General features: G+C 72.3%; 25 protein-coding genes. 11 read left to right on the top strand and 14 right to left on the bottom strand.

Annotation, left to right across the window (positions count from 1 at the left end; all coding sequences use genetic code 11):
* Positions 1 to 12: 12 nt before the first annotated feature.
* Positions 13 to 1,278 carry a tyrosine--tRNA ligase gene (gene tyrS, locus ACZ5WG_RS27635; RefSeq protein WP_468726620.1) on the top strand — a complete coding sequence of 422 codons (1,266 nt, stop codon included), beginning with the start codon at positions 13 to 15 and terminating at the stop codon, positions 1,276 to 1,278.
* A gap of 80 nt (positions 1,279 to 1,358) precedes the next feature.
* On the opposite strand, the gene ACZ5WG_RS27630 is transcribed toward tyrS, so the two are convergent.
* Positions 1,359 to 1,637: a GlsB/YeaQ/YmgE family stress response membrane protein gene (locus tag ACZ5WG_RS27630; protein ID WP_383520521.1), complete on the bottom strand. Its 279-nt coding sequence runs from the start codon at positions 1,635 to 1,637 to the stop codon at positions 1,359 to 1,361.
* Between the two features lie 179 nt (positions 1,638 to 1,816).
* On the opposite strand from ACZ5WG_RS27630, the gene ACZ5WG_RS27625 reads away from it, so the two are divergent.
* Both ACZ5WG_RS27625 and ACZ5WG_RS27620 read left to right on the top strand, forming a co-directional pair.
* A complete protein-coding gene (locus ACZ5WG_RS27625; protein ID WP_037636280.1) occupies positions 1,817 to 2,149 on the top strand; it encodes a DUF3099 domain-containing protein in 333 nt (110 codons plus the stop codon).
* Positions 2,150 to 2,295: 146 nt separating this feature from the next.
* Positions 2,296 to 2,562 carry a hypothetical protein gene (locus ACZ5WG_RS27620; RefSeq protein WP_468726618.1) on the top strand — a complete coding sequence of 89 codons (267 nt, stop codon included), beginning with the start codon at positions 2,296 to 2,298 and terminating at the stop codon, positions 2,560 to 2,562.
* 18 nt (positions 2,563 to 2,580) lie between these two features.
* Here the strand turns inward: ACZ5WG_RS27620 and moaA are convergent, their stop codons facing one another.
* The 3 genes from moaA to ACZ5WG_RS27605 form a co-directional block, all read right to left on the bottom strand.
* The gene (gene moaA / locus ACZ5WG_RS27615) at positions 2,581 to 3,570 is read right to left on the bottom strand and encodes a GTP 3',8-cyclase MoaA (RefSeq protein ID WP_468726616.1); all 990 of its coding nucleotides are present in this window, start codon (positions 3,568 to 3,570) and stop codon (positions 2,581 to 2,583) included.
* Between the two features lie 193 nt (positions 3,571 to 3,763).
* Complete coding sequence (locus ACZ5WG_RS27610) at positions 3,764 to 5,401, bottom strand: solute symporter family protein (protein WP_468726614.1); 1,638 nt, start codon at positions 5,399 to 5,401, stop codon at positions 3,764 to 3,766.
* Positions 5,398 to 5,763: a DUF485 domain-containing protein gene (locus tag ACZ5WG_RS27605; RefSeq protein WP_468726612.1), complete on the bottom strand. Its 366-nt coding sequence runs from the start codon at positions 5,761 to 5,763 to the stop codon at positions 5,398 to 5,400. The genes ACZ5WG_RS27610 and ACZ5WG_RS27605 overlap by 4 nt, the downstream gene beginning before the upstream one ends.
* Before the next feature lie 262 nt (positions 5,764 to 6,025).
* Between ACZ5WG_RS27605 and ACZ5WG_RS27600 the strand changes: the two genes are divergently transcribed.
* Positions 6,026 to 7,567, top strand: coding sequence for a S8 family peptidase (locus ACZ5WG_RS27600; RefSeq protein WP_468726610.1), 1,542 nt, complete (start codon positions 6,026 to 6,028; stop codon positions 7,565 to 7,567).
* Positions 7,568 to 7,660: 93 nt separating this feature from the next.
* On the opposite strand, the gene ACZ5WG_RS27595 is transcribed toward ACZ5WG_RS27600, so the two are convergent.
* Genes ACZ5WG_RS27595 through ACZ5WG_RS27585 form a run of 3 tightly spaced genes read right to left on the bottom strand, consistent with a single transcriptional unit; the run spans position 7,661 to position 10,372 of the window.
* The gene (locus ACZ5WG_RS27595; protein WP_468726609.1) at positions 7,661 to 8,704 is read right to left on the bottom strand and encodes a zinc-dependent alcohol dehydrogenase family protein; all 1,044 of its coding nucleotides are present in this window, start codon (positions 8,702 to 8,704) and stop codon (positions 7,661 to 7,663) included.
* A 19-nt stretch (positions 8,705 to 8,723) separates the two neighbouring features.
* Positions 8,724 to 9,428 (bottom strand): lysoplasmalogenase, encoded by a 705-nt coding sequence (locus ACZ5WG_RS27590; RefSeq protein WP_468726607.1) that lies wholly within the window; start codon positions 9,426 to 9,428, stop codon positions 8,724 to 8,726.
* A complete protein-coding gene (locus ACZ5WG_RS27585; RefSeq protein WP_468726606.1) occupies positions 9,425 to 10,372 on the bottom strand; it encodes a sterol desaturase family protein in 948 nt (315 codons plus the stop codon). Before ACZ5WG_RS27585 ends, ACZ5WG_RS27590 begins: the two co-directional genes overlap by 4 nt.
* Before the next feature lie 112 nt (positions 10,373 to 10,484).
* Here ACZ5WG_RS27585 and ACZ5WG_RS27580 point away from each other — a divergent pair, with 112 nt between their 5' ends.
* The gene (locus ACZ5WG_RS27580; RefSeq protein ID WP_468726605.1) at positions 10,485 to 13,589 is read left to right on the top strand and encodes an NACHT domain-containing protein; all 3,105 of its coding nucleotides are present in this window, start codon (positions 10,485 to 10,487) and stop codon (positions 13,587 to 13,589) included.
* A gap of 24 nt (positions 13,590 to 13,613) precedes the next feature.
* Here the strand turns inward: ACZ5WG_RS27580 and ACZ5WG_RS27575 are convergent, their stop codons facing one another.
* The 4 genes from ACZ5WG_RS27575 to ACZ5WG_RS27560 are packed head-to-tail and all read right to left on the bottom strand — an operon-like array spanning position 13,614 to position 17,826.
* Positions 13,614 to 14,831, bottom strand: coding sequence for an amidohydrolase family protein (locus tag ACZ5WG_RS27575; protein WP_468726603.1), 1,218 nt, complete (start codon positions 14,829 to 14,831; stop codon positions 13,614 to 13,616).
* On the bottom strand, positions 14,831 to 16,120 hold the full coding sequence (locus ACZ5WG_RS27570; RefSeq protein ID WP_468726676.1) for an amidohydrolase family protein: 1,290 nt from the start codon (positions 16,118 to 16,120) through the stop codon (positions 14,831 to 14,833). Before ACZ5WG_RS27570 ends, ACZ5WG_RS27575 begins: the two co-directional genes overlap by 1 nt.
* Positions 16,121 to 16,144: 24 nt before the next feature.
* On the bottom strand, positions 16,145 to 17,029 hold the full coding sequence (locus ACZ5WG_RS27565; protein ID WP_468726602.1) for an SDR family NAD(P)-dependent oxidoreductase: 885 nt from the start codon (positions 17,027 to 17,029) through the stop codon (positions 16,145 to 16,147).
* Entirely contained in the window at positions 17,029 to 17,826 is a 798-nt protein-coding gene (locus tag ACZ5WG_RS27560; RefSeq protein WP_468726601.1) for an acetoacetate decarboxylase family protein, read from the bottom strand. Before ACZ5WG_RS27560 ends, ACZ5WG_RS27565 begins: the two co-directional genes overlap by 1 nt.
* A 122-nt stretch (positions 17,827 to 17,948) precedes the next feature.
* On the opposite strand from ACZ5WG_RS27560, the gene ACZ5WG_RS27555 reads away from it, so the two are divergent.
* The 6 genes from ACZ5WG_RS27555 (at position 17,949) to ACZ5WG_RS27530 (ending at position 24,385) form a co-directional block, all read left to right on the top strand.
* Positions 17,949 to 18,611, top strand: coding sequence for a TetR/AcrR family transcriptional regulator (locus ACZ5WG_RS27555; RefSeq protein ID WP_468726599.1), 663 nt, complete (start codon positions 17,949 to 17,951; stop codon positions 18,609 to 18,611).
* A gap of 151 nt (positions 18,612 to 18,762) precedes the next feature.
* Positions 18,763 to 21,351 carry an MXAN_6230/SCO0854 family RING domain-containing protein gene (locus tag ACZ5WG_RS27550; RefSeq protein WP_468726598.1) on the top strand — a complete coding sequence of 863 codons (2,589 nt, stop codon included), beginning with the start codon at positions 18,763 to 18,765 and terminating at the stop codon, positions 21,349 to 21,351.
* Between the two features lie 64 nt (positions 21,352 to 21,415).
* Entirely contained in the window at positions 21,416 to 22,393 is a 978-nt protein-coding gene (locus ACZ5WG_RS27545; RefSeq protein WP_468726675.1) for a DEDDh family exonuclease, read from the top strand.
* A gap of 64 nt (positions 22,394 to 22,457) precedes the next feature.
* On the top strand, positions 22,458 to 22,691 hold the full coding sequence (locus tag ACZ5WG_RS27540; protein ID WP_078622409.1) for a hypothetical protein: 234 nt from the start codon (positions 22,458 to 22,460) through the stop codon (positions 22,689 to 22,691).
* A gap of 133 nt (positions 22,692 to 22,824) precedes the next feature.
* Positions 22,825 to 23,619: an SURF1 family cytochrome oxidase biogenesis protein gene (locus ACZ5WG_RS27535; RefSeq protein WP_468726597.1), complete on the top strand. Its 795-nt coding sequence runs from the start codon at positions 22,825 to 22,827 to the stop codon at positions 23,617 to 23,619.
* 10 nt (positions 23,620 to 23,629) lie between these two features.
* A complete protein-coding gene (locus ACZ5WG_RS27530) occupies positions 23,630 to 24,385 on the top strand; it encodes an SDR family oxidoreductase (RefSeq protein ID WP_468726595.1) in 756 nt (251 codons plus the stop codon).
* 16 nt (positions 24,386 to 24,401) lie between these two features.
* Here ACZ5WG_RS27530 and amaP read toward each other — a convergent pair whose 3' ends face one another.
* Genes amaP through ACZ5WG_RS27515 form a run of 3 tightly spaced genes read right to left on the bottom strand, consistent with a single transcriptional unit; the run spans position 24,402 to position 26,027 of the window.
* A complete protein-coding gene (gene amaP, locus ACZ5WG_RS27525) occupies positions 24,402 to 24,977 on the bottom strand; it encodes an alkaline shock response membrane anchor protein AmaP (protein WP_468726593.1) in 576 nt (191 codons plus the stop codon).
* A gap of 4 nt (positions 24,978 to 24,981) precedes the next feature.
* The gene (locus ACZ5WG_RS27520; RefSeq protein ID WP_468726592.1) at positions 24,982 to 25,593 is read right to left on the bottom strand and encodes a DUF6286 domain-containing protein; all 612 of its coding nucleotides are present in this window, start codon (positions 25,591 to 25,593) and stop codon (positions 24,982 to 24,984) included.
* Positions 25,590 to 26,027: an Asp23/Gls24 family envelope stress response protein gene (locus ACZ5WG_RS27515; RefSeq protein WP_468726591.1), complete on the bottom strand. Its 438-nt coding sequence runs from the start codon at positions 26,025 to 26,027 to the stop codon at positions 25,590 to 25,592. Before ACZ5WG_RS27515 ends, ACZ5WG_RS27520 begins: the two co-directional genes overlap by 4 nt.
* Between the last annotated feature and the right edge of the window lie 6 nt (positions 26,028 to 26,033).

Raw genomic sequence — 26,033 nt, 5'->3', positions numbered from 1 at the left:
AGTCGAGAAACCGTGACGGACATCGTCGACGAGTTGAAGTGGCGCGGGCTCTTCGCCCAGTCCACCGACGAAGAAGCGCTCCGCAAGGCGTTCGCGGACGGTCCGGTCACCTTCTATTGCGGCTTCGACCCGACGGCGGCCTCCCTGCACGTGGGGCATCTCGTGCAGGTGCTGACCGTACGCCGGCTCCAGCAGGCCGGGCACCGGCCGCTGGCGCTGGTCGGCGGGGCCACCGGGCAGATCGGTGACCCGCGGCCGACCGCCGAGCGGACCCTGAACGACCCGGAGACCATCGCGAACTGGGTGACCCGGCTGCGCACCCAGATCGAGCCGTTCCTGTCCTTCGAGGGCGAGAACGCGGCGCTCATGGTGAACAACCTGGACTGGACGGCGGGCATGTCCGCCATCGAGTTCCTGCGGGACATCGGCAAGCACTTCCGGGTCAACAAGATGCTGACGAAGGACTCGGTCGCCAAGCGGCTCGACTCCGACCAGGGCATCAGCTACACCGAGTTCAGCTACCAGCTGCTCCAGGGCATGGACTTCCTGGAGCTGTACCGGCGCTACGGCTGCGTGCTCCAGCAGGGCGGCTCCGACCAGTGGGGCAACCTGACGGCCGGGCTCGACCTGATCCACCGGGTGGAGCCGGGCGCGGTCGTGCACGCGCTGGCGACCCCGCTGATGGTCAAGGCGGACGGCACCAAGTTCGGCAAGTCCGAGAGCGGGGCCGTGTGGCTCGACCCGGAGATGACCACGCCGTACGCGTTCTACCAGTTCTGGCTGAACGTGGACGACCGGGACATCTCCACCTACATGCGGATCCTGTCGTTCAAGTCCCTCGAGGAGCTCGAGGAGCTGGAGGCGCAGACCGCCGAGCGGCCGCAGGCGCGCGCCGCCCAGCGGGCGCTGGCGGAGGAGCTGACCACGCTGGTGCACGGCGCCGACCAGTGCGCGGCCGTGATCGCCGCGTCGAAGGCGCTGTTCGGCCAGGGCGAGCTGGCGGACCTGGACGAGGCCACGCTGGCCGCGGCCCTGTCCGAGCTGCCGCACGCCCGGGTCGCCGAGCTCGGCCTGGTGGTGGACCTGCTCGCGGAGACCGGGCTGGTGGCGAGCAAGTCGGCCGGCCGCCGGACCGTGAAGGAGGGCGGCGCCTACGTGAACAACGCGAAGGTCACCGCCGAGGACGCGGTCCCCGTCAAGGAGGACCTGCTGCACGGGCGCTGGCTGGTGCTGCGGCGCGGCAAGAAGAACCTGGCGGCGGTCGAGGTCACGGGCTGACACCCGGGGCCTGACGCCTGAGCGCGGCGGAGGGGCCGGTCCGGACACCACGTCCGGCCGGCCCCTCCGTCATGCCGCCCTCAGGTCATCTGCTTGCTGCCGCCCCTGAGCGACTTGTAGACCATCTCGCCGAGAGCCACGATGAGCACCGCTCCGGCAAGTTGCAGCAGGTGCCGGGTCCAGTCGATGCCCTTGGTCTCCCCGACGCCGATCCACCCCGCGACGGCGTTGCCGAGGATGGCGCCGACGATGCCGAACAGGGTGGTCAGCCAGAGGGGCTGATGCTGCTTGCCCGGCAGGACCGCCCGGGCTATGAGGCCCAGCACGAAACCGACGATGATCGCCCACAACCATGACATGTCGAGCCTCCTCGTGGCGCGTTGTGCGCATGTGGGCCCAGTTTCAACCCGTCCGGCGTACTGCGCATTTCGGACAGCCCCATTCGGGGGACACCCCCTCTCCTCGCCGCGGGATCGGCGGCGTACGGTGGGAGGATCCGGACCGGGGAGTGTCCGGCGGGCGGATCGGGCGGTGGAGCGTGGAGCGGAAGAAGCGGAACGGGGCCGAGGTCTTCCGGATCACCGGGGCCCGGATGGGCCTCGACGAAGACGTGCGGGGACGGCAGCGCCGGTACGTCATCTCGATGTCGATCAGGACGCTGTCGGTCCTGGCGACGGTAATCCTGTGGAACGTGGAACGTCATGTGGCGATCGTGACGCTCATCGCGGGCGCGCTGCTGCCGTACGTGGCCGTGGTCATCGCCAACGCGGGGCGTGAGTCGACCCCCTCACTGCCCTCGCACTTCATCCCGTCACCTGTGCGTCCCGCACTGAACACGGGAAACCTCAATAAAAGCTCAGATCAATCATGAAGTTCCGGTGCACTGCACCGGGTCCTGCGTGACATACTGCCTACGCGCTCCGCATCCCCCGTCGGAGCGACGGACCGACGCCGGGCAGCTCCCCCCGTGGCTGCTCGGCGTCGCCTTTCCGTGACAGCGGTTTGTAGGGTTGAGGCGTGAACTCCCCTGACTCCCCCGAATCCGCTCGTTCCACTGATCCCGTGGACGCGCCCACCTGCTCGGCCAAGGGCTGCCGCGATGCGGCCGTCTGGGTCCTGGCGTGGAACAACCCGAAGCTGCACACCCCGGAGCGCCGCAAGACCTGGCTGGCGTGCGGGGAACACCGCGAACACCTCTCCCAGTTCCTGGGGGTCCGCGGTTTCCTCAAGGACGTCGTGAAGCTCGACGAGTGGGTCCAGCCGGAGGGCTCGGAACGCCTCTAGCCGTCCGGGCCGGGGCCCTCAGCCGCCGATCGCGGACATCGGGCGGTCGGGCTGCAGGAAGGACGGGTCGTCGAGACCGGACCCGGCCTTCTTGCCCCACATCGCCACCTTCCACAGGCGGGCGATCTCCTCGTCCGGGGCGCCGGAGCGCAGAGCACCGCGCAGGTCCGACTCCTCGGTGGCGAACAGGCACGTACGGACCTGGCCGTCGGCGGTGAGCCGGGTGCGGTCGCAGGCGCTGCAGAAGGGCCTGGTCACCGAGGCGATCACGCCGACGGTGGCCGGGCCGCCGTCGACCACCCAGCGCTCGGCCGGAGCGGATCCGCGCTCCGCGGCGCCTTCCTCGGTGAGCGTGAAGCGGGTGCGCAGCGACGCGAGGATGTCCCCGGCGGTGATCATGCCGTCGCGCTTCCAGCCGTGCTGGGCGTCGAGCGGCATCTGCTCGATGAAGCGGAGCTCGTACTCGTTCTCCACGGCCCAGGCGAGCAGGTCCGGGGCCTCGTCGTCGTTCAGGCCCGGCATCAGGACGGCGTTGACCTTGACGGGGGTCAGGCCCACCTCGCGGGCGGCGGCCATGCCGTCGATGACGTCGCGGTGCCGGTCACGCCGGGTGAGGGTCTTGAAGACCTCGGGCCGCAGGGTGTCCAGCGAAACGTTTACGCGGTCCAGGCCGGCGGCCTTGAGCGCCTGTGCGGTGCGCTTGAGGCCGATGCCGTTGGTGGTCAGGGACATCTTGGGGCGGGGCTCCAGCGCCGCACACTGCTCGACGATCCCGACCAGGCCGGGGCGGAGCAGCGGCTCGCCGCCCGTGAAACGGACCTCGGTGATCCCGAGCTGCGTGACGGCTATCCGGATCAGCCGGACGATCTCCTCGTCACTCAGCAGATCCGTTTTCCCGAGCCACTGCAGACCCTCCTCGGGCATGCAGTACGTACAGCGCAGGTTGCACCGGTCGGTGAGTGAGACGCGCAGGTCAGTGGCCACGCGGCCATAAGTGTCGAGAAGCATTTCAGGCCCCCTCCCCTGTCCGGTCCATAGAGGTTCGCGCCACCTCGGATAAACGCCTGGCGCCGTAATCGAGCCTACGCGACGCGCGTGAGGCGTAGGGATGCCCGAATGAACGAGACGCGACGTGGCCGCGTCGTAGAGAAATACGACGCGGCCACGCTGTGTGTTCGGCCCATGTCACATGAGTACGGTCTCAGTGTGCGCCGGTTCCGGTAAGGGAGCGCACCTCGAGTTCCGCGAACTTCTGGGGGTCGGCCTTCTCCTTCGACAGCACGGTTCCCAGCCAGCCCAGCAGGAAGCCGAGCGGGATCGAGACGATGCCCGGGTTCTCCAGGGGGAACCAGTAGAAGTCGGCGTTCTTGAACATCGAGGTCTCCTTGCCGGAGACGACCGGGGAGAAGAGGACGAGGACGACCGCGGAGACGAGGCCGCCGTAGATCGACCACAGCGCGCCCTGGGTGCTGAACCGCTTCCAGAAGAGGCTGTAGAGGATGGTCGGCAGATTGGCGGAAGCGGCGACCGCGAAGGCGAGGGCGACGAGGCCGGCGACGTTGAGGTCGCGGGCCAGGGCCCCCAGGCCGATGGCGGCGGCGCCGATGACGACGGTGGACCAGCGGGCCGCCCGGACCTCCTCCTGCTCGGTGGCGTTGCCCTTGCGGATCACGTTCACGTACAGGTCGTGGGCGAAGGACGAGGAGGAGGCGAGGGTGAGCCCGGCCACCACGGCGAGGATGGTGGCGAACGCGACCGCGGAGATCACGGCGAGCAGGACCGCGCCGCCGGTGGAGCCCGCGCCGCCGCCGAGTTCCTGGGCGACGAGCGGGGCCGCGGTGTTGCCGGCCTTGTTCGAGGCGATGATGTCGGTGCGCTTGAGCAGGGCCGCGGCGCCGAATCCGAGGGCGATGGTCATCAGGTAGAAGGCGCCGATGATGCCGATGGCCCAGTTCACGGACTTGCGGGCGGCCTTGGCCGTGGGAACCGTGTAGAAGCGGATCAGGATGTGCGGCAGGCCGGCGGTGCCGAGGACCAGGGCGATGCCGAGCGAGATGAAGTCCAGCTTCGTCGTCGCGTCCTTGCCGTACTTGAGACCGGGCTCCAGGAACTTGGTGCCCCGGCCGCTGTTCTCGGCGGCCTTGCCCAGCAGGTCGGAGATGTTGAAGTTGAACTTCAGCAGCACCAGGAAGGTGATGAGCAGGGCGCCCGCGATGAGCAGGACGGCCTTGATCATCTGGACCCAGGTGGTGCCCTTCATACCGCCGATGGTGACGTAGAGGATCATCAGCACGCCGACCAGCGCGACGACCGCGACCTTGCCGCCGTCGCTGGTGATGCCGAGGAGCAGCGAGACGAGCACGCCGGCGCCGGCCATCTGGGCGAGCAGGTAGAAGATCGAGACGACGATGGTCGAGGTGCCGGCGGCGGTGCGGACGGGCCGCTGGCGCATCCGGAACGCGAGGACGTCGCCCATCGTGTAGCGGCCGGAGTTGCGCAGCGGCTCGGCGACGAGCAGCAGGGCGACCAGCCAGGCCACGAGGAAGCCGATGGAGTAGAGGAAGCCGTCGTAGCCGAAGAGCGCGATGGCGCCGGCGATGCCGAGGAAGGACGCGGCGGACATGTAGTCGCCGGAGATGGCGAGGCCGTTCTGGAAGCCGGTGAACTGGCGGCCGCCCGCGTAGAAGTCGGCGGCGTCCTTGGTCTGGCGGCCGGCCCAGATCGTGATGATGAGGGTGGCGACGACGAACAGCCCGAACAGGGTGATGATCAGCGGCCGGTGCTCGGTGGCCCCGGCGGCGGTGTTCGCCGCGAGGTGGAGGGGGAGGGTGCCGCTCATTCGCCGGCCTCCATCCGCGCCTTGATCGCCGCGGCCTTGGGGTCGAGCTTCTCGGCGGCGTGGCGGGAGTACAGCCAGGCGATGAGGAAGGTCGTCGCGAACTGGGCGAGGCCGAACACGAGGGCGACGTTGATGTTCCCGAAGAGCTTGGTCCCCATGAAGCCGCCGGCGTAGTTGGACAGCAGGACGTAGAGCAGGTACCAGGCGATGAAGGCCACGGTGAGCGGGAAGGCGAAGGAGCGGTAGGAACTGCGCAGTTCGGCGAATTCGGCGCCCTGCTGGACAGCTGTGAACTCTTCGGCCGTGGGGCTCGCCGTGGATGTTCCCGCGCTGCCGTGCGGCGGCGCTGCTTCGGTGGTCACGGGGGGTTCTCCTTGTGACGCGGGTGCGGTGGGGACGACGGACAAAACAACCTCCGTGTGGGGGGACGGTGGCGCTGAGCCCCCCTGCCCAACGGCACGGCCGGCGCGGCGGGACGGTTCAACACCCGTTGGTTCTTCGAAAACTGATTTCTCGAACTGATGGCGGAAAGACGAACCCCGGCACTAGGTTCACGTGTCATGAACTCGTCGTCCTGCGCGACCACGCGCGGACGGCTTCTTTCACGGATGATGTGGAGAACCCATGGCTCATCTGGGACCCGGCCGCCGGCGTATCGCCGTACCGGTCGGCCTGGCGCTCACCGCCTCGCTCGCCTTCCTGCCCTCGGTCGCGGCCTCCGCCGCCCCGCTGGGCAACACGGCGGGTACGGCGGCCGCGGCGAAGCCCGACACCACCGGCCCCAAGCTCTCGTACGTCGCGAACCTGAACTCGTACGCCACGGTGAAGGCCGCGAACAAGGCCATCGAGCGGGCCGGCGGAACGGTGGTGACGTCCTATGAGCAGATCGGGGTCGTCGTCGCACACTCCCAGAACCCGGACTTCGCCAAGCAGCTGCGTGCGCAGCGCGGCCTGTTCGTGTCGGTCGGCGCCACCCGGACGGCCCCCCTCCAGCCGGTGCAGACCACCGAGGAGGGCACGACGCAGAAGCTGAGCGCGGCGGACGCCGCCAAGGCGGCATCGGCCGCCGCGGACGGTCAGGAGCCGCTGGAGCCCAACCAGTGGGACCTGCGGGCGATCAAGGCCGATCAGGCGCACAAGATCAACGATGGCAGCCGGGACGTCACGGTGGGCGTCATCGACACGGGTGTCGACGACACCCACCCGGATCTCGCGGCGAACTTCTCCAAGGGCCAGTCGGCCAACTGCGTCGGCGGCGTCGCGGACACCACCGAGGGCGCGTGGCGCCCGTACGCCGACGGCAGCGACCACGGCACGCACGTGGCCGGCACCATCGCGGCCGCCCGCAACGGAATCGGCATCTCGGGCGTCGCGCCGGGCGTGCAGGTCGCCGCGATCAAGGTGAGCGAGCCGGGCACCAGCCTGTTCTTCACCGAGGCGGTCGTCTGCGGCTTCATGTTCGCCGCCGAGAAGGGGATCGAGGTGACCAACAACAGCTACTACGTCGACCCCTGGCTCTACAACTGCAAGGCGGACGACGACCAGAAGGCGCTGGTGGAGGCCCTCGGCCGGGCGACCAAGTACGCCGAGCGCAAGGGCGTGCTCAGCGTGGCCTCGGCCGGCAACTCGAACCACGACCTGGCGTCGAACGCGATCGTCGACGACACCAGCCCGGACGACGGCACCCCGGTCCCGCGCACGATCGACCCGCACGTCTGCCTGGACCTGCCCACCCAGCTGCCGGGTGTGGTCACGGTGAGCGCGACCGGCGACCAGGGCTTCAAGTCGTACTACTCCAGCTTCGGCCTGGGCGTCGTCGACGTCGCCGCCCCCGGCGGCGACAAGTGGCAGGTCCCGGCCACGCCGGACGCCAACGGCCGCGTGCTGTCGACCCTGCCGGGCGGCGGCTACGGCTACAAGCAGGGCACCTCGATGGCCGGACCGCACGTCGCGGGCGTGGCCGCGCTGCTCAAGAGCGCGCACCCGTCGGCCACGCCGTCGCAGCTCCAGGCCATGCTGAAGGCCCAGGCCACCAAGGCGGCCTGCCCGGAGAAGGTCTACGACGCGACCGGTGCGCTGGTCGACGCCACCACCTGCCAGAGCAAGTGGGGCCAGACCGGGTACTACGGCTACGGCGTGGTGGACGCGCTGAAGGCCGTGAAGTAGCCGCTTGAACACCTGAGCGCCCGAACAGGCGAAGGGGCCGGGCTTCGGGGGGATTCCCCCGAAGCCCGGCCCCTCCTGCCGTCACTCGGGCCGTCAGGGCTTGATGAGCACCTTCAGCGCGCTGCGGTCGTCCATCGCGCGGTAGCCGTCCGGGACCTCGTCCAGGGAAACGGCCCGGTCGAAGACGGGCGCCGGGTCGATCGCGCCGCTCAGCACGTCCTCCAGCAGCTCCGGTATGTACGCGCGCACCGGGGCGACGCCGCCGCGCAGGGTGATGTTGCGGTCGAACATCACGCCGAGGTCGAGGCCGGTGCCGCTGCCGTGCGGGACGCCGACGTAGCCGATGGCCCCGCCGTCGCGGGTGATGTTCACCGCGGTACGCATGGACTGCTCGGTGCCGACCGCCTCGATGACCGCGTGCGCGCCCTGGCCGCGGGTGAGTTCGCGGACGGCCGCCTCGGCGGCCTCGCCGCGCTCGGCGACGACGTCGGTGGCCCCGAAGAGCTTGGCGATGTCCGTACGGACGGTGTGGCGGCCCAGCGCGATGATCCGCTCGGCGCCCAGTCGCTTGGCGGCGAGGACCCCGCACAGGCCGACCGCGCCGTCACCGACGACGGCCACGGTGGAGCCCTTGCGCACGCCCGCGCCCAGCGCGGCGTGGTGCCCGGTGCCCATGACGTCGGACAGCGCGAGCAGGCCGGTCAGCAGCTGGTCGTCGGAGACGGCCGCGGCGGGCAGCTTCACGAGGGTGCCGTCGGCGTGCGAGACGCGGACCGCCTCGCCCTGGCCGCCGTCGTGGCCGACCGAGCCCCAGAAGCCGCCGCTCGTGCAGGAGGTGTACAGGCCCTCGGAGCAGTAGTGGCAGGTTCCGTCCGACCACATGAAGGGGGCGACGACGAGGTCGCCGGCCTTCAGTGTGGACACGGCCGAGCCGGTCTCCTCGATGACGCCGAGGAACTCGTGGCCGATGCGCTGGCCGGGCTGGCGCTCGGCCTCTCCGCGGTAGGCCCACAGGTCGCTGCCGCAGATACAGGCACGCAGGACGCGGACGACGGCGTCCTCGGGGCGCTGGATCGCAGCGTCGGGCACCTCCTCCACGCGGATGTCGTGCGGGGCGTGGATGACGGTGGCGCGCATGGGTGTGCAGCCCTCCGGATCAGTTGGTTGAGTCTTGTATGACCGTCCTACGGTACGCCTGCGTCGGAGTGAGCGCGCCGGTGGCCAGCAGGTACTGGGCGGCGACGTAGGTGGCCATGATCCAGAAGTCGGGGCGCGGCAGCTGCGGCCAGTCGGCGACCCCGGTGGCGATCAGCGTGTCGGAGAGCAGGAACAGGGCCCCGCCGAGGCCCGCGCGCAGGCCGAGGGCGCTGGAGCGGTAGGCCATGGCGGTGAGCAGCAGGCTGTACCCGGCCACCGGGATCCGCAGGTCGGCCGGCAGGTCGCCCCAGAGCAGGCCGACGGTCCCGAGGAGGGCGACGGCGTACGCGCCCCCGAGCGCGGGATGCGTCCTGCCCCGGCCGAAGAGCACGAGGTAGCAGACGTGCCCGGCGGCGAAGGAGCCCATGCCGACGAGGAAGGCGGGCTCGGCGTCGAAGAGCAGCGCCAGGTCCCCGCCCCACCCGAACAGCAGGGCCGCGATCAGCAGGCGGGGCGCCCTGCGGCTGATGACGTACGCGACGAGCAGCGGCATCAGCAGCGGCTTGGCGAGGACGTGCCCGAGGTGCCAGCCGGCCAGCAGCGAGCCGAGGTCGACGGCGGTGGCGGCGGCGAAGGCGCCGAGCAGGATCCGGCCGCGCGCACCGTCGGCGGCGGCCGCTGCGGGGCGGGCCCAGGAAGGCGTACGGGACTCGGTGGCGTTCACGCGGCGTGCTCCGAGGCCTTCGCGGGGGCGGCGGGCTCGACGGCGGACCCGGCGGCGGGCTCGACGGTGGGCTCGGCGGCGGGCTCGGCGGCGGCGCTCTCGGCCGCCACCGGGGCGGCGGGCTGCCAGCCGGGGCCGCGGAAGACGCGTCCGGCGCGCTCGCGCCAGCTGCCGGCGGCGCGGACGTCGCGGGCGATGGCGGCGTACTCGTGGGTGGCGACCCGCAGCGGGTTGTAGGTGCTGATGTTCTTGGTGAGCCCGTAGACGGGCTTGTCGGTCTCGCCCACCCAGGAGCCGAACATCCGGTCCCAGATGATCAGGATCCCGCCGAAGTTGCGGTCCAGGTAGCCGCCCTGGGAGGCGTGGTGCACACGGTGGTGGGAGGGGGTGTTGAAGACGTACTCGTAGGCCCGCGGCAGCTTGCCGATGCGCTCGGTGTGGACCCAGAACTGGTAGAGGAGGTTGATGCCGTAACAGAACGGGATCGCGGCCGGGTGCACGCCGAGGGCGACCATCGGCAGGTAGAACCACCACGTGGTCGCGCTGGTCCAGGGCTGGCGCAGGGCGGTGGTGAGGTTGAAGTTCCGGCTGCTGTGGTGGACGACGTGGCAGGCCCACAGGATCCGGATGACGTGGTGGCCGCGGTGCTGCCAGTAGTAGAGGAAGTCCTGGGCGAGCAGCATCAGCAGGGCGGTCCACCACAGGAACGGCACGCGCAGCGGGGTCAGTTCGTAGACCGCGGTGAAGACGGCGACGACCGGGAGCTTCCACAGCAGGTCGAAGCCGATGCTGCCGAGCCCCATGGCGACGCTCGTCGCCGCGTCCTTGGTGTCGTAGCCGGCGGCGTCCTCGTCGGGATGCAGCCGGTAGCTCACCACCTCGATGACGGTGAGCAGCACAAAGGCGGGTATGGACCACAGCACGACATCGGGCAGGTTCGGCATGCCCGCACCATAGAGCGGGTTCGGGGGCTCCGCTAGGGGTTGTTACCGATCGGTATCCGACTGGGTTACCGCAGGTACCCCTGATACTGGACGGCCAGGGTGGGGAGGCCGTGTGACGGGGTTCGAGACAGTTCTCTTACGGGTGGCGGGTACCGCGGCGGGAGCGGTGGTGAAGTCGCTCGTGGCACGGGCCCCGGGGGCGGGACTGACCCCCGACGCAGCCGCCCCCGCGCCGCGCTGGCGGCGGCCGGCGGAACTGGGCGACGCGGAGATCCGGAAACTGACCGGGACTCTGGTGGAACGGCTGGGCCCGGCGTGTGCGCTCCTGCCGGACCACGAGCGCCTCGCGGCCCTGAACGCGGTGGGCGACGCCTTCGGGGCGCTCGGGACGCTGGACGCGGAAGCCCTCTTCGCGGTGGACCTCGACCCGGGGGCCCTGGCGGCGGCGCTGCCACCGCCGCCGCCGGGCCTCGGCGCGCGGGCCGAGGCCCTCTACCGGCGACTGGCCGGCCTGTGCTGCGTCCACGTGGTCGAGTACGTGACGACGCTGCCCGGGTTCGGGGCGCGGGCGGATCTGGAACTGGTCCGCCGCACCGGCGGGCTGGAACGCCGCATGGACCGCATGGCGGCGCGGCTCGCGCCCGTCCCGGAGGCGGAGGCCGGCCGGTTCGAGGAGCGCTACGCCCGGTACATGGCCGAGGCTCACGGCCGGCTCCAGCTCTACGGCCTGACGCTCAGCCAGGCCCGCCAGGAATGGCCGCTCGACCTGGCCTACATCAGTCTGGCGGTGACCGGCGACCCGCTGCTGGAGGAGCCCGGCTCGCACCGGAGCGCCGTCAAGGTGGAACAGGCGATCGGCGGCTCCGCCCGGGTGCTGCTGCGCGGCCCGGCCGGATCCGGCAAGTCGACCCTCGTCCAGTGGATGGCGCTGAACGCGGCCCGGCGCAGCTTCGGGCGGCAGTTGGCGCACTGGAACACGCTCGTCCCCTTCGTCCTGCGCCTGCGCTCCTTCCACGCCTCCGAGGCCCTGCCCGTCCCCGAGGACTGGCTCCGGGCGTCCGGCGTACCGCTGCAGGCGCCGTCCGGCTGGACGGAGGGCCTCCTGTCGAGCGGGCGGGCGCTGGTGCTGGTCGACGGGGTGGACGAGGTGCCGCAGCGGCTGCGCAACCGGACCGAGGCGTGGCTGCGCTCACTGATCGCGGCCTTCCCGAGGGCGCGCTACATCGTGACCAGCCGCCCGTCCGCGGTGCCGGAGGACTGGCTCAAGGGGCAGGGCTTCGCCCCGCTGTCGCTGGTGTCGATGGAGCGGGACGACGTACGGGCGTTCATCACGCACTGGCACGACTCGGCGCGCGAGGAGTGCGGGTCCCGAGAGGAGCGGACGCAGCTCGACACCTTCGAGCGGACGCTGATCCAGTCGGTGGGCTCCCGGCGCGATCTCGGCCGGCTGGCGACGAACCCCCTGATGTGCGCGCTGCTGTGCGCCCTGAACCGGGACCGCCGGATGCAGCTGCCGCGGGCGCGCAAGGAGCTGTACGACGCGGCGCTGGACATGCTGTTGGTCCGCCGCGACGCCGAACGGGACATAGCCGGGGTCGAAGGGGTCTACCTCAGCCGGGACGAACAGACCGTGCTGCTCCAGCGGCTCGCCTACTGGCTCATCCGCAACGGGCAGGTGGAGGCGGCCCGTGAAGACGTCGTGCTGATGCTGGACGAGTGGCTGGACGCGATGCCCCAGGTGCGGGCGCAGGGCAGTACCGAGCGGGTGTTCAAGCACCTGCTGATCCGCAGCGGGCTGCTGCGCGAACCCGTGCCCGACTCCGTGCACTTCGTGCACCGCACCTTCCGGGACTACCTGGGTGCCAAGGCGGCCGTGGAGTCCCGCGACTTCGGGGTGCTGATCCGCAACGCCCACGAGGACGCCTGGGACGACGTGTTCCGGATGGCCGTCGGGCACGCCCGGCCCGACGAACGCGCCCGGATGCTGACCCAGCTGCTGCGACGCGCCGACAAGGTCAAGCGTGACCGCAGCCGGCTGGTGCTGCTGGCCGCGGCCTGTCTGGAGCACGCGCCCGAGCTGGATCCGCGGGTGCGGGCCGACGTGCAGGCGCGCACGGCGCAGCTGCTGCCGCCGCGCGGCCCGGGCCAGGCCGAGGAACTGGCCAAGGCGGGCGAGCTGGTGCTGGAGCTGCTGCCGGAACCGGTGGACCTCGGCGAGGAGGAGGCGGCGGCGACCGTACGCACGGCGGCGCTGATCGGCGGGGACCGGGCGCTCCAGGTGATCGCCGGCTTCCGGCGCGACGACCGCTACGAGGTGGGCCACGAGCTGTCCGAGTCCTGGGGCCGCTTCCCCACCGGGGACTACGCGGACGCGGTCCTTGCGGGCGCCACGATGAGCGCCGCCCACCTGCACATCCGCACGCCCGAGCAGCTGAGGTCGTTCCGCGGACTGCCGCACATCCGCCGGGTGCACCTCACCTGGGACGGGCCGCTGCCCCCCGAGATCACCGGGCGCCGGGACCTGCAGTGGCTGGTCCTGCAGCGCAACGCGGAGCTACTGGACCTCACGGCGCTGGAGGGGCATCACGCGCTGGAGCACTTCGGGATCTTCGACTGTCCGCAGCTGACCGGCATCGACCCGATCGGGGAACTGACCCCGGACAGCCTGGCCTTCGGATACGTGCCGGACGGGCTCTCGCTGGCCCCGCTCGCCGGTGTGCCCACCCTCCGGTCACTGGTGATCGGCTTCGAGCCGAAGGAGCGGCACATCGGGGACGTCCCCGCGTCACAGGGGCTGGTCAAGCTGACCCTGTGGCAGGGCGCGCGCGGCCTCTCCCTCGACGGGCTGGAGCGCTGGCCCGCAGTGCGCGATCTCACCATCGCCGGGGAGAGTCAGTACGGGCAGCTCGTGCGGCGGGAGCCGCTGACCGGGCTGACCTCGCTCCAGATCCGGCACACCGTGGCGGTGGACCTCGGGGTGCTGGCCCCGTACGAGCGGCTGACCGAGCTGATGCTGCTGCGCTGCGGATTCCCCGGCGGACTGGGGCCCCTCGGGCACCTGCCCGCGCTGGGCCGGCTCCGGCTCGTCGAGTGCGCCGGGGTCGTGGACCTGTCCCCGCTGGCCGAGCTGCACACGCTGCGGATCGAGCTGGACCGCCGGTCCGCCTTCACCGGCGCCGAGCTGATCCCGCCGGAGCGGCTTTCGTACATCCACTGAGCCGCTCCGGCGGCGGCGCCGGTGTCACCAGACCCGGACCGAGCCTCCCCTGGCGAAGGCCGGGCTCGTGGCCCCGGGGGGGATCTCGGTCAGCGGCTCGGCGATCTCCGAGACCAGGGGGCCGTGCTTCGCGGCCACCGCGTCCAGCAGGGGCAGGTCGAAGCCGTACACGCGGGCCGCGTTGCCGCCGGCCATCGCGGCGACCTCCTCCCTCGGGAGGCCTGCGTACGCGATGCGCAGGCCCTCGCGGGAGAACGGGGTGGTGCCCTCGTCGTGGGGGTAGTCGCTGCCCCACATGATCTTGTCGAGGCCGATCCGCTCCCGCAGCGGGACCTCGTGGGGGCGCATGAAGCTCGCCCCCACGAAGCAGTTGTCCCGCCAGACCTCGCCCGGGCCCTTGCCCATGGACTCCGCCAGGCCCGCCCCGAACTTGGCCTCCGCCGTGGCCGACGCCGCGACCAGGCGGCCGTGGTAGTAGTCCAGCATCTCCACGACCCCCGGGATCCAGCCGGAGCCCTGCTCCGTCAGGACCAGCTTCAGGCCGGGGTGGCGGCGGAAGGCCCCGCCGAAGATGAGGTGCCACAGCGCGCGGTGCGAGAACCAGGTCGTCTCCACCATGAACACGGCCCGGGCGGCCGGTTCGTCGCCGAGCGGCGGGGACGCCGAGCCGCCGTGGTGGTTGACCGGGACGTCGAGCTCGTCGCACACCGCCCAGATCGGGTCGTACACGGCCGAGTACAGCTCGGGGACCGACGAGCCGGGCGGGACACCGGGCAGCAGGATGCCACCCGTCAGGCCTGCCTCCCTCGTGCGGCGGATCTCCTGCACCGCCGCGTCCACGTCGTTCAGCAGGATCTGGACCACGCCCGCCCGCCGGCCCGGTGCGTCCGCGCAGAAGTCCGCCAGCCAGCGGTTGTGGGCCTGGAGCCCCGCCCAGCGCATCGTGTACTCCGCGGCCGTCGGAGGCTGGGCCATCAGCGAGGCCTTGGGAAAGAACGGCGGGATGGTGTTGGGGAAGAGGACCTCGGCCACGATGCCGTCCGCCTCGAGCTCGGACAGACGGCGGGCGGAGTTCCAGTTGCGGTCCGCGGTGTCCGCGAGGAGGTCCTCGTACGGGTTCACGTACGTGGCGGCCCAGGCGTCGAACTCATCGTGGTACCGCTTCTCCAGGTACGGCTTGTAGTCCAGCAGGTCCGCGCCCGCATGGCAGTCCGCCGAGATGACCGTGTAGCGGTCCGCCATCAGGACACCCCCAGGACGGGGAAGTCGTGGCCCGTCAGCCAGTGGCGGCCCGTCTCCCGCGAGCGGGCCCACGAGGACTCCACGGAAGTCTGGTCGGCCGGCTGGCCCAGCTCCGCCGGGGTGGGGCCGATCCGGCGGGCGACCGGAGCCAGCTTGTCCGTGTCGAAGCCGAAGACCTCCGCCGCCGCCAGGCCCAGCATCCGGCGGGTCTCGCCGACCGGGATGTCGTGGAAGGTGTTCCTCAGCCAGGTCCGGGTGTTCGGCCAGGTCCCTTCGGGGTGCGGGAAGTCCGAGCCCCACAGGATGTTGTCCACGCCGATCTCGTAGCGCTGCGCGAGTTCGCGCCGCTTGGTGTTCGTCGCGCAGATGAACACCTGGCGGTCCAGGTACTCGCTCGGCGGGCGCTTGAGCTCCTCGAAGGGCGACAGCTTCTTGCCGCCGTGCGCACCGAGGTACAGCCGGTCCATGAACCACAGCTGGTTCGGCAGCCACCAGCAGCCCGATTCGGCGACGCCGAACCTCAGGCCCGGGTGCCGCTCGAAGACCCCGGACCAGAGCAGGAACCACAGCGGGCGGGCCGGCCACCAGGTGACCTCGGAGACGAAGATGCCCAGGTGGTCGCCGTATTCGTGGCGGGGCGAGGACCCGGAGTGGGTGACGATCGGCATCTGCGTCTCGGCTGCGGCCGCCCAGACCGGGTCGTAGCGGCGGTCGTGGTACGGGGCCTTGTCCACCCACATCGCGGGGATCATCAGCGCGCCGAGCCCGGACTCCTTGGCCCGGTGGATCTCGGCGACGACCTTCGACGGTTCGCCCGTGATGGGCAGCAGGGCGACCCCGCAGTGCCGTTCGGGGGTCTGGGAGACGAACTCCGCGAGCCAGCGGTTGTGCGCCTGCGCGCCCGCCATGCCGAGCTCTGGGTCCTGGTCTCCGGAGAGCCCGAGGCCCACCCCGAAGGGCGCGGCGGTCTGGCTGTCCACGGCGTCGGCGTCGGGGAAGACGACCTCGGCGGCCACCCCGTCGCCGTCGAGTTCCTTCAAGCGCTGCGCCGTGTCCCAGCCGCCCTTGAGGCCTTCCTCGTGGTCGTGGAACCACTTCTCGGCGAAGGCCTCGTTGCGGACGCCGAGCTTCGTGGCCACGGCGCGGCGGGCGCCCTGCTGGCCGAGGAACTCGTCGAACTGCGGGTGGAAGCGGGAGTCGAGGTACGGGCGGTACTGCTCGGTCGGCAGGCCCGCGTGGCAGTCGGAGGAGATGATCAGGTACGGGTCTTCGTACGTGCTGTCGCTCACGGTCTCACTCACTGCAAACGCTCCTCAGTCGAGGATGAAGCTCTCCAGGTAGGCGGGGTCGGCGCGGTCGAGCATCGACTGCGACCGGGCGCGGATCTGCCGGTCGCTGTGCTCGCTCGCCGGGAGCATCCAGAAGCGGTCGGCGCGGATGCCGTCGACGACGTGCTCGGCGACCTCCTCGACCGGGGTGAATTCCACCTCGTGGCCGGCCTTCTTCATCGCGGCCTCGTACTGGTCGAGGCTGCGGTACGGGGTCTTGCGCGGCCGCTGCTTCGCGTACCGCCGGGGCCGGTTGCGGTGCGACTCCCACAGTCCGGTGCGCAGCATGTGCGGGCCGGGGAAGAGGACGGAGGCGCCGACGGCCGCGCCCTCCGCCTTGAGGTGGGCGTACAGGGACTCGGTCATGGTGACCACGGCCGCCTTGGTGACGGCGTAGACGGAGGCGGTGGGCAGCGGGGCGATGCCGCCGTCGCCGGAGGAGGTGTTGACGACGTGGCCGGGGCCGCCGGCCGCGATCATGCGGGGGACGAATGCCTGGATGCCGTGGAAGACGCCCCAGACGTTGACGGAGAAGGCCCACTTCCAGTCGTTGGGCTCGTGCTCCCACATCCGGCCCTCGGCGCCGGAGCCGACGCCCGCGTTGTTGCAGAGCACGTGCACGGCGCCGAAGGTGTCGTACGCGGCGTCGGCCAGCGCGATCACGGAGTCGCGGTCGCTGACGTCGACGAGCCGGGCGAGCACCTGGGCGCCGTCGGCGGTCAGCTCGTCGGCGGCCTTGTGCAGGGCGCCCTCCTCCACGTCGGCGAGGACGACCTTCAGCCCCTCGGCGGCGAAGCGGCGGGCCATGGCGAGGCCGATGCCGCCTGCGGCGCCGGTGACGACGGCCACCTGTCCCGGTTCGAGCCGCATCAGACGCTCCCCTCGGGCGGGCCGTCGAGAATCTGCATCGGGTCGTCGTAGCGCTGGTGGATGTACGGGAGGAGGGCCTGGGCGCTGACCCGCTCGACGACGCGGCCCTTCTGGTCGGTGGTCTTCTCGCCGATGGTGATCTCCACGATCCGGCGTACGGGGAGGTCGGCGACGGGGTCGAACATCGACTCGCGCAGGACCACGTCACCGGTGATGTGCTCCAGCTTGCGGACCTTCTCGTTGCGGGTGACGTGGACGAGCACCGGGTCGGCATCGAAGCCCGAACCGTCCACTGCCGGAAGGAACTTGAAGTAGAAGTCGGTCTTGGCGGCGGGCTCGGGCAGCGGCAGTTCGCGGTCCACCGCCCCGCGCACCTCCACGAAGGCGATCCCGTGCCGGGCCAGGGAGGCCCGCACGACGAGGCCCTCGCGCTCGACGTCGACCTCGCCCAGCTTCTTCGGCTCGCCGAAGACCTCGCGGCCGCCGACCAGGGCCCGCTCGTGGGTCATCGGCATGACCAGCGGGTACCAGCCCTCGACCCCGCCGTGCTGCGCGGCGACGGCCACCGAGCCGGCGCCGAGGGGGTAACCGGGCAGGTCGACCTTGCTGATGTTGGCCCGTACGAGGGGCCGCTCGGCGGGCTTGAGCGGCGGCGGCAGGACCGCCGCCACCACATCCGGGTCGCTCTCCCAGACCGCCACCACACCGGTGGACCAGATGTCGGGGAGCCGGGAACTCTTCTCGCGCAACGCCTTGATCTCGGCCTCGGTGCGCGCTCCGTACCGTACGCGTGCCATCTCTCGCACCATCCCTCGTCTCGGGGGGAGTCGGTTCTGTAACACAGTTACACCGCCACCGATGAAGGGTAAAGACCCCTGCACCGACCAGAACTGACGATCCGACAGATTGGCGGACTGCCGTGGCCAGAACCACGCTCACCCGTGACGAGGTACTGGCGGCGGCCGTCTGCCTGGTCAAGCAGCACGGCCCGGCCGCCCTCACCATGCGCAAACTCGCCGCCGAGCTGGGCACGGCGGTGACCTCCATCTACTGGCACGTCGGCAACCGCGAATCGCTGCTCGACGCCCTCGTGGAGCGGACCGTCCAGGAGATGGGCGTGATCCGGCCGGCCGGCCGCACCCCCACCGAGCGGATCCTGTCCGTGGCCCGGATCCTGCGCCGCGAACTGCGCGAGCGGCCGCACCTGATCGCGATGGTCCACGAACGCGGGCTCACCGAGCGGATGTTCCTGCCCGCCCAGCAGGCCCTGGTCCACGAGGTGCACGCGGCCGGGCTGCGCGGGGCCCGGGCGGCCGACGCGGTGCGCGCGGTCCAGTTCCAGATCGTCGGCTTCCTGCTCGTGGAGCGCAACCGCGAGCGATCCCCCGCCCAGTCCCCTGCCGAGAGCGACCTCTGGGACCCTCCCCCCGGCTCCGCCGAGGGGACCCCCACCGCCGTCCCCGACGACCCGGAACTCGGCCGCGCCCTGGCCCGCCCGGCGGATCCGGAAAGGCTGTTCCAGCTGTCCGTACGGGCCCTCGTACGCTCCCTGCTGGCCTCGGCGAACCCGCCCCTGCGATAAATCGGTTTGCGGCCGCCCGGGCCCGTGGTTGTATCTGCGGCGCGGGGGCGGCTCCGCGACGTGCTTCCTTCTCATCCTTCTGACGACACCCGTAGCGCGTCCCCTCTCCGCCCCGCCTCAATCCCTTTCCGGTTCCGGAGGAATCCCCCTTTTGCCCGAGCTGTCGACCGTCCTGTTGCGCCGTCTGCACACCGTTTACGTCGACCAGGCCGGGCCGCGCCCGGGCGACCCGTCGACAGCCGAGGGCCTGACGGCCCTGGAGGCCGAACTCCTCGACCGGGGCTACGCCCTGACCGGCCCCCTGCGCTCGGCGCTCGCGTGGCTCGGGCCCGCCGGACTCGCCGCCGCCGGAACCCAGTTGGTCCGGGACATCGACATCCTGCTGGGCGCCGACCGCACCCACATGCCGCTGTTCCGCTCCTTCCCCGCCTCGGTGCCCGACGACACGCACGCCCTCTGGATCGACCGCGTCCTCACCCTGCTCCTGCAATGGCCGGACCAGCCCTGCGTGCTGTGCGCGACCGTGGGCACCGTCCACCCGGTCGCACCCTGCGCCCACCTCGTCTGCCGCGGCTGCTGGGACGGCGCCGACTACGCGGGCTGCCCGGTCTGCCACCGGCGGACCGACCCCGCCGACCCGTTCCTGCGGCCGTCACCGCAGCCCGGCGCCGCTCCCCCCGGAGGCGGCCCGCTGCGGCTGCTGAACTTCGCCGCCGACCGCGCCGCCGACTGCGTCACCGCCCTCGGCAAGCTGCTCGCCCGCCGCACCCCGCTGTCCTCGCAGGACACCGAGGACGCCCGGGTCCTGCTCGCGCACGCCCCGGCCGCGCTCGACTGGCTGCCCGACGCCATGCCCGTACGGGAGACCAAGGCCCTGGTCCTCGGCACCCTGCTGCGCGACCACCGCACCCAGGAGGCCGTACGGGCCCTGCTGCCCGAGCGGCTCACCACGGCAACCGACGTCCTGCGGCTGCTCGCCGTCCGGTCCGGCGGCGAGGCGGACCTGCTGGCCCCGCCGCGCCTGCGCTCCCTGCCGCGGCCGCTGCGGCGCGAGCTGCTCGCCGTACTGGACGCGCTGGATCCGGCGCTGCTCGTCGAGGACGTACTGCGCCACGGCGACCTCTGGAAGCGCGCGGCCGAGATCCTGCACCCCTTCGAGCGGTACGAGCGCCACCCGCGCGCCGCGCTCGCCTTCGCCGTCCTGCGCGGGACCGACACCTCCGGGCCCGGGCTGGGCGCCGCGCTGCTGGCGACCGCCGCCGCGTATCCGCAGGCGGTACGGGTCGACGGCGCCCGGCTGCGCGCAGCCACCTGGACCGGCCGCGCCGAGGAGGCGCTGCGCGGCGGGGACCCGGACCGGGCCCTGGCCGTACTCGCCGAGCGGCCGGGCGAACTCGTACGGCGGCTCGACCACCTGCTGCGGCTGTACGCGGCCGAGACCCTGCCCGGGCGGGTGGCGGAGGTACTGGCCGAGCGGCTGCCGAAGGCGGGCCCCGGGCCGGTGCTTTCCGCGCTCGGCCGGCTTCGGATCCGCCATCTGCCCGGCACCCGGCGGGTGTTCTTCCCGCGCGGCCAGGTCGCGCACTCGTACACCCGGGACGAGGACCGGGCCCCGCTGGCCGAGGCGGTGACCCGCTCGGTGTGCGGGCTGTTCGAACGCGAGCTGCTGCGCCGGCTGGCCGCGGCCCGGCCGTACGACGTGGCGGTCCTCGACTCCCGCCTCGGCCACCTCCATGTGCCCTCCGCCGAACGGGCCGCCGCCAAGGCGCTGGTCACCGTACCCAAGGGCAGTTTCCAGGCGCTGCCCGGCGGCGAGGTGCTGCGGATGTTCCTGCACTGGATGGAGCCGCCGAAGAAGCGGGTGGACCTGGACCTGTCGGTGGTGCTGTTCGACGCCGACTGGAACTACGCGGGCCTGTGCGACTTCACGAACCTGGTCTACGGCGAGCGGGCCGTCGTCCACTCCGGGGACCTGACCTCCGCCCCCGCGCCCGACGGGGCGAGCGAGTACGTGGACATCGACCTGGACCGGCTCGCCGACACCGGGGTGCGCTTCGCCATGCCCGTGGTCTTCAGCTACAACAACATCCCGTTCGAGCTGCTGCCCGACGCCTTCGCCGGTTTCATGGCCCTGCCCGGCCGCTCCGGGCGCACCTCCCGCTACGACCCGCGGACCGTGCGGCAGCGCTACGACCTGGTCGGGAGCTCGCGGATCCACGTGCCGCTCCTCGTCGACCTGGAACGGCGCGGGTTCCTGTGGACCGACGTGCACCTGCCGGACGACGAGGGCTACCACAGCGTGTGGGCGCACCGGGAGGACCTCGCCCGCATCGGGCGCGACCTGTTCCAGTACTTCTCGACGGGCCGCACCACCCTGTGGGAGCTGGCGGCCTGGCACGCGGCCGCGCGCTGCCCCGAGGTGGTCGTGCTGCGCCGCACCCCGCGGCCGGGCGACCCCGACGAGCTGTGGACCTACCGGCGCGGGGCGGACGAGGACACCGCGGCCTTCGCCGCCCGGCTGGTCGGGCTGCGCGACCCGGACGGCCTGCGGCCCTCGGCGGACGTCGACGCCCTCGCGGGCGCCGCGGCCTCGGGGAGGTCGGCGTTCCTCGCACTGGTGGAGGGCGACGTCGCGCCGGCCGGGGCGAGCGGGTCCGTATACCGGCTGCTGCCGGGGCCTGTTGACGGCTGCGGGCTCGAACAGCTCGCCGCGGGCGACCTCGTCGCGGCGCTGGGGTGAGGGGCGGACGGCGACCGCTGACAGCCCATCGGGCTCCGGGTGTCAGTCCGTGCCGATATCCTCTGTGACCATGCTCGACGACCGTACGACCGCAGAGACGACGTGGCCGACCGCGTACCCCGAGGGGTACGCGGTCGTCGACGTGGAGACGACCGGACTCGCTCGCGACGACCGGATAATCTCCGCCGCCGTCTACCGGCTCGACGCGCAGGGCAATGTGGAGGACCACTGGTACACCCTGGTCAACCCGCAGCGGGACCCGGGCCCGGTCTGGATCCACGGGCTCACCAGCGACATGCTCCAGGACGCGCCGCTCTTCAAGGACATCGCCGAGGAGTTCGCGGGCCGGCTCGCGGACCGGGTGCTGGTCGCGCACAACGCCATCTTCGACTGGCAGATGATCGCCCGCGAGTACGCGCGGGCGGCCGAGACCGCGCCGGTCCGTCAGCGGCTGTGCACCATCGCCCTGTCGAAGGAGCTGAACCTCCCGCTGCCCAACCACAAGCTGGAGTCGCTCGCCGCGCACTTCGGCGTGGTCCAGCAGCGCGCCCACCACGCGCTCGACGACGCCCGCGTGCTCGCGGAGGCGTTCCGCCCGTCGCTGCACGCCGCCGCGCGGGACGGCGTACGGCTGCCCCTGCTGGAATGCCGGCCGCTGACGGAGTGGTCCGACTCCCCCGTCACCCCGCGGATCGGCCGGCAGGCCTCGTACGGGAGCGGCAGCTGGCGGCCCTCGCGCAAGCGGCCGCCGTGCCCGCACCCGAACCCGGGGCGCTTCGAGGACGGCAAGCCGCTGAAGCAGGGCATGCGGATCGCCTTCTCGGGTGACACATCGGTGGACCGGGAGCTGCTGGAGGACCGGGCGGTCGAGGCGGGCCTGCACGTAGCGACGAGTGTGTCGCGGCTCACGAGCCTGCTCGTGACGAACGACCCCGACTCGGCCACCTCCAAGACGGTCAAGGCGAAGTCCTTCGGTACGCCGGTGGTCGACGAGGCGGCCTTCACCCAACTGCTGCGGGACGTGGCTGCGGCAGACGGGTGAGCGTCGGGCGACTCGCCCGGCACCCGCTTCCGCGTTCCGCCCGTCCGGTCCCACCCTGTGGCGCATGGCACGTTGTGAGGTCTGCGGAAACGATTACGGCATGTCCTTCGAAGTGCACGCGCAGGGCAGCGTGCACGTCTTCGACTGCTTCTCCTGCGCCATCCACCGCATGGCGCCCATCTGCGAGCACTGCCGTGTGCAGATCATCGGGCAGGGCGTCGAGGTCGAGGGCCAGTGGTACTGCGGGGCGCACTGCGCCCGGGCGGAGGGGAAGGTGGGCATCGTCGACCGCGTGTGACCCTCCGCCCCTCCGACCCTGCGTGTGACGCTCCCCCGGTTCCCCTCCCCCGTCCCCCACCCCGTTCCCCTTCCCGACCCCGGACGGCCACCCGGCCACCGGGGTCTTCCCGGCTGGGGGTACCGTCGTGGGCGTGTACCGCTTTGTGCTGACCCGGCAATGGGTGTGCCTCACCCTCGTCGCCCTCGCCCTCATCCCCGCGATGATCAAGCTGGGGTTCTGGCAGTACCACCGCCATGAGCACCGGGTCGCCCAGAACGAGCTGATCGCGTCGAACCTGTCCGCGAAGCCGGTTCCGATGACCGAGGTGACCTCCCCCGGCCACACGGTCCCGCGGGCCGACTACTGGCGTGCCGTCACCGCCACCGGGACCTACGACACCGCGCACGAGGTCGTCGTACGGATGCGCACCGACAACGACGACAAGGTCGGCTTCCACGTCCTGACCCCGCTGGTGCTGGCCGACGGCCGGGTGGTCCTGGTCAACCGCGGCTGGGTGGCGGGCGGCGACGACCCGCGCGCCTACCCGCCGGTGCCGGCCGCGCCCGCGGGCGAGGTGACGGTCACCGGGCGGCTGAAGGCCGACGAGACGAGCGGCGGCAGCGGCATCAAGGACCGCAAGGGCCTGCCGGACCGCCAGGTGATGCTGATCAACAGCGCCCGGCAGGCGGAGTACCTCGGCAAGCCCGTCCTCGGCGGCTACCTGGAGCTCACCGCTCCGGCCCCGGCGGGCGGCAGCCCCGAGCCGGTCGCCGACCCCGACCACGACTCGATCGGCCCGCACATGGCGTACGCCGTGCAGTGGTGGCTGTTCGCCGCGTCGGTGCCGGTGGGCTGGCTGGTCCTCGTACGGCGCGAGAAGCGCGACCGCGCGGCGGTCGCTGCGGCCGGCGCCGACCCCGAGCGGGAGCCGGCGCCGACGGCGTAGCGTGTCGGGCATGGATCTTGGACTGAAAGACCGTGTCTACGTCGTCACCGGAGCCACCCGCGGCCTGGGCTTCGCCTCGGCGCGCGAACTGGCGGCGGACGGCGCGAAGGTGATCGTGACGGGCCGCGACGCGGCGCGCGCCGCCGAAGCGGCGGCCTCGCTGGGTCCGAACGCCGTGGGGATCGCCGCGGACAACTCCGACCCGGAGGCGGCGGCCACCCTCGTCGCCACTGCGAAGGAACGGTTCGGCCGCTTGGACGGCATCCTCATCAGCGTCGGCGGCCCCGCCCCGGGTACGGCGGCGAGCAACACCGACGAACAGTGGGCCACGGCGTTCGAAGCGGTCTTCATGGGCGCCGTACGCCTGGCCCGCGCGGCGGCTGCCGAGCTGGGCGAGGGCGGGGTCATCGGCTTCGTCCTGTCGGGCTCGGTCCACGAGCCGATCCCGGGACTGACGATCTCCAACGGCCTGCGGCCGGGGCTGGCGGGCTTCGCCAAGTCCCTGTCGGTGGAGCTCGGACCGCGCGGCATCCGGGTGGTCGGGCTGCTGCCGGCCCGGATCGACACCGACCGCGTCCGCGCGCTCGACGCGCTGTCGGGCGACGCCCAGGCGGCCCGTGCGGCCAACGAATCCGGCATTCCGCTGCGGCGCTACGGCACCCCGGAGGAGTTCGGCCGCTCGGCGGCGTTCCTGCTGTCGCCCGCGGCCTCGTACCTGACGGGCATCATGCTCCCGGTCGACGGCGGTTTCCGGCGCGGCTTCTGAGCCCCTGGGCCCGCCGTCAGGTGACGCGGCGGGCCCGGTGGGAGGTGATCCGGAAGCGGGCCTCCGCGGGAAGTGCGGGGAGGCCCGCCGACCGGCGGGCGTGGTTCAGCACCGGCCCGGCCAGCGCGGCCAGCGCATCGGCCGGGACGGCATGCGGCTCCAGCTCCAGCGCCACCTGCAGCTTGGGCGCACCGCGCTGGCCGCGCCTGCCCTGCCGCCCGCGCAGCACGACGCTGCACCGGGCGACCCCGTCCAGCGCCCCGGCCTCTGCGGCCACCGCCTCCTCCAGCGCCCGCCCCCGCAGCACCGCGAACGCCCCGTCCCCGGTGTCCACCACCAGCGCGGGCAGCCGCGGACGCCGCAGCTGGGCCAGCAGCCACCACAGCGCGAGCACCACGCACACCCCGAGCCCGGCGAGCACCGCCCACCACCACCAGCCCTCGGCATGCCAGTACCGCTGCCGGGTCGCCTCCGTCAGCAGCGGCTCGTGGCGGCCGCCGAGCGGCCGGAACGCCGTCAGCAGCGCCACCCCGGCCGCCAGCAGGACGAGGCCGATGACCCCGAGCAGGATCCGGTTCACCGTCCCGAGCATCCCCTCACCCCTTCCCGACGGCGGCCCGGGTGACCCGTACCCGCGGCTGCGGCGCGTGTGCGAGGCCCAGTTCCCCGATGCCGACCGCGAGTACCGCCTCCAGGTCGGCCCGTACGTCGTCCAGCTCGCGGAAGTGCGACGCGGCCCGGACCGCGACGTGGGACCGGCTCACCGCGACCCGCGCCGACTGCACCCCGGACACCTCCATGGCCCGGTCCCGCAGCACCTGCGCGGCGGCCTTCCGCCCGAGCCCGGCCCGTACCCCGGCGTCGGGGTCCGCCGTCCGCATCGGCAGGATCCTGCGGAGCCCGGGGGCCAGCGCGAGGAACAGGAGCACCGCCCCGGCCGAGGCGAGGGCCCCGGCGCCCACGAGCACCCAAGGGTCCGCGGGGGTGTGCCGCTCCAGCTGGTGGGCGAGTTCGCGGCGCCACTCCATCCCGGGGCGGCCGGTCCGTACGGCGGCCAGGTCGTAGAGGAACAGGCCCGCCACCCCGAGCACGACGAGGGCGGTCAGCGCGGCCGGGACCCGCCGGGCCGACCGGAACCGGGCGACGCGGACCGGGGGCTCCGGGGCCGGGTCCGGGGCCGGGGCACGGCCGGGGGCGGGCGCCGTCACCGCAGCTTCCGGTCCCGTGCGGCGGATCCGGGGGTGTGCGCGGTGTGCAGGTGCTCGATGTCGATGTCCACCTCGGGTACGGACATGGCGGCGCACTCCTCGATGCGCAGGACGACCTGGCGGCGTACGGCGGCGCACTGGGCGGCGAGGTCGGAGGGGTAGTCGAGCTCGAGGCTCACCCGCACCCGGGCGATGTCATGGTGCACGGTGACGGTGGCGTGCGGGGCGGCCGGCCCGGCGCCGCCGGACCCGGTGGACACGGCGAGTCCGGCGGCGCGCACCGTGCCCGTGGCCGGCTGCGGCCCGCCCGGCGGCGCGGTGAGCGCCTCCCGGGCGGCCTGGGCCGCGATCTTGGCGACGACCCGGTCGGCGATCCGGGTTGCCCCCCGGTCGGCCGGCGGAACCCGCGGCTGGGTCGCCCGTGGCGTGCTCATCGGGGC

The organism is Streptomyces sp. NPDC032745 (assembly GCF_055579465.1).
Note: the sequence above shows the minus strand (reverse complement) of the source record. Positions and strands in the feature narration are given on the sequence as shown.

Bases quoted from the DNA above. Each gene is read 5' to 3' on its own strand.
- ACZ5WG_RS27630 (WP_383520521.1), bottom strand. From the start codon at position 1,637: ATGTCATGGTTGTGGGCGATCATCGTCGGTTTCGTGCTGGGCCTCATA.
- moaA (WP_468726616.1), bottom strand. From the start codon at position 3,570: ATGCTTCTCGACACTTATGGCCGCGTGGCCACTGACCTGCGCGTCTCA.
- ACZ5WG_RS27610 (WP_468726614.1), bottom strand. From the start codon at position 5,401: ATGAGCGGCACCCTCCCCCTCCACCTCGCGGCGAACACCGCCGCCGGG.
- ACZ5WG_RS27600 (WP_468726610.1), top strand. From the start codon at position 6,026: ATGGCTCATCTGGGACCCGGCCGCCGGCGTATCGCCGTACCGGTCGGC.
- ACZ5WG_RS27595 (WP_468726609.1), bottom strand. From the start codon at position 8,704: ATGCGCGCCACCGTCATCCACGCCCCGCACGACATCCGCGTGGAGGAG.
- ACZ5WG_RS27585 (WP_468726606.1), bottom strand. From the start codon at position 10,372: ATGCCGAACCTGCCCGATGTCGTGCTGTGGTCCATACCCGCCTTTGTG.
- ACZ5WG_RS27575 (WP_468726603.1), bottom strand. From the start codon at position 14,831: ATGGCGGACCGCTACACGGTCATCTCGGCGGACTGCCATGCGGGCGCG.
- ACZ5WG_RS27565 (WP_468726602.1), bottom strand. From the start codon at position 17,029: ATGCGGCTCGAACCGGGACAGGTGGCCGTCGTCACCGGCGCCGCAGGC.
- ACZ5WG_RS27560 (WP_468726601.1), bottom strand. From the start codon at position 17,826: ATGGCACGCGTACGGTACGGAGCGCGCACCGAGGCCGAGATCAAGGCG.
- ACZ5WG_RS27540 (WP_078622409.1), top strand. From the start codon at position 22,458: ATGGCACGTTGTGAGGTCTGCGGAAACGATTACGGCATGTCCTTCGAA.
- ACZ5WG_RS27530 (WP_468726595.1), top strand. From the start codon at position 23,630: ATGGATCTTGGACTGAAAGACCGTGTCTACGTCGTCACCGGAGCCACC.
- amaP (WP_468726593.1), bottom strand. From the start codon at position 24,977: ATGCTCGGGACGGTGAACCGGATCCTGCTCGGGGTCATCGGCCTCGTC.
- ACZ5WG_RS27515 (WP_468726591.1), bottom strand. From the start codon at position 26,027: ATGAGCACGCCACGGGCGACCCAGCCGCGGGTTCCGCCGGCCGACCGG.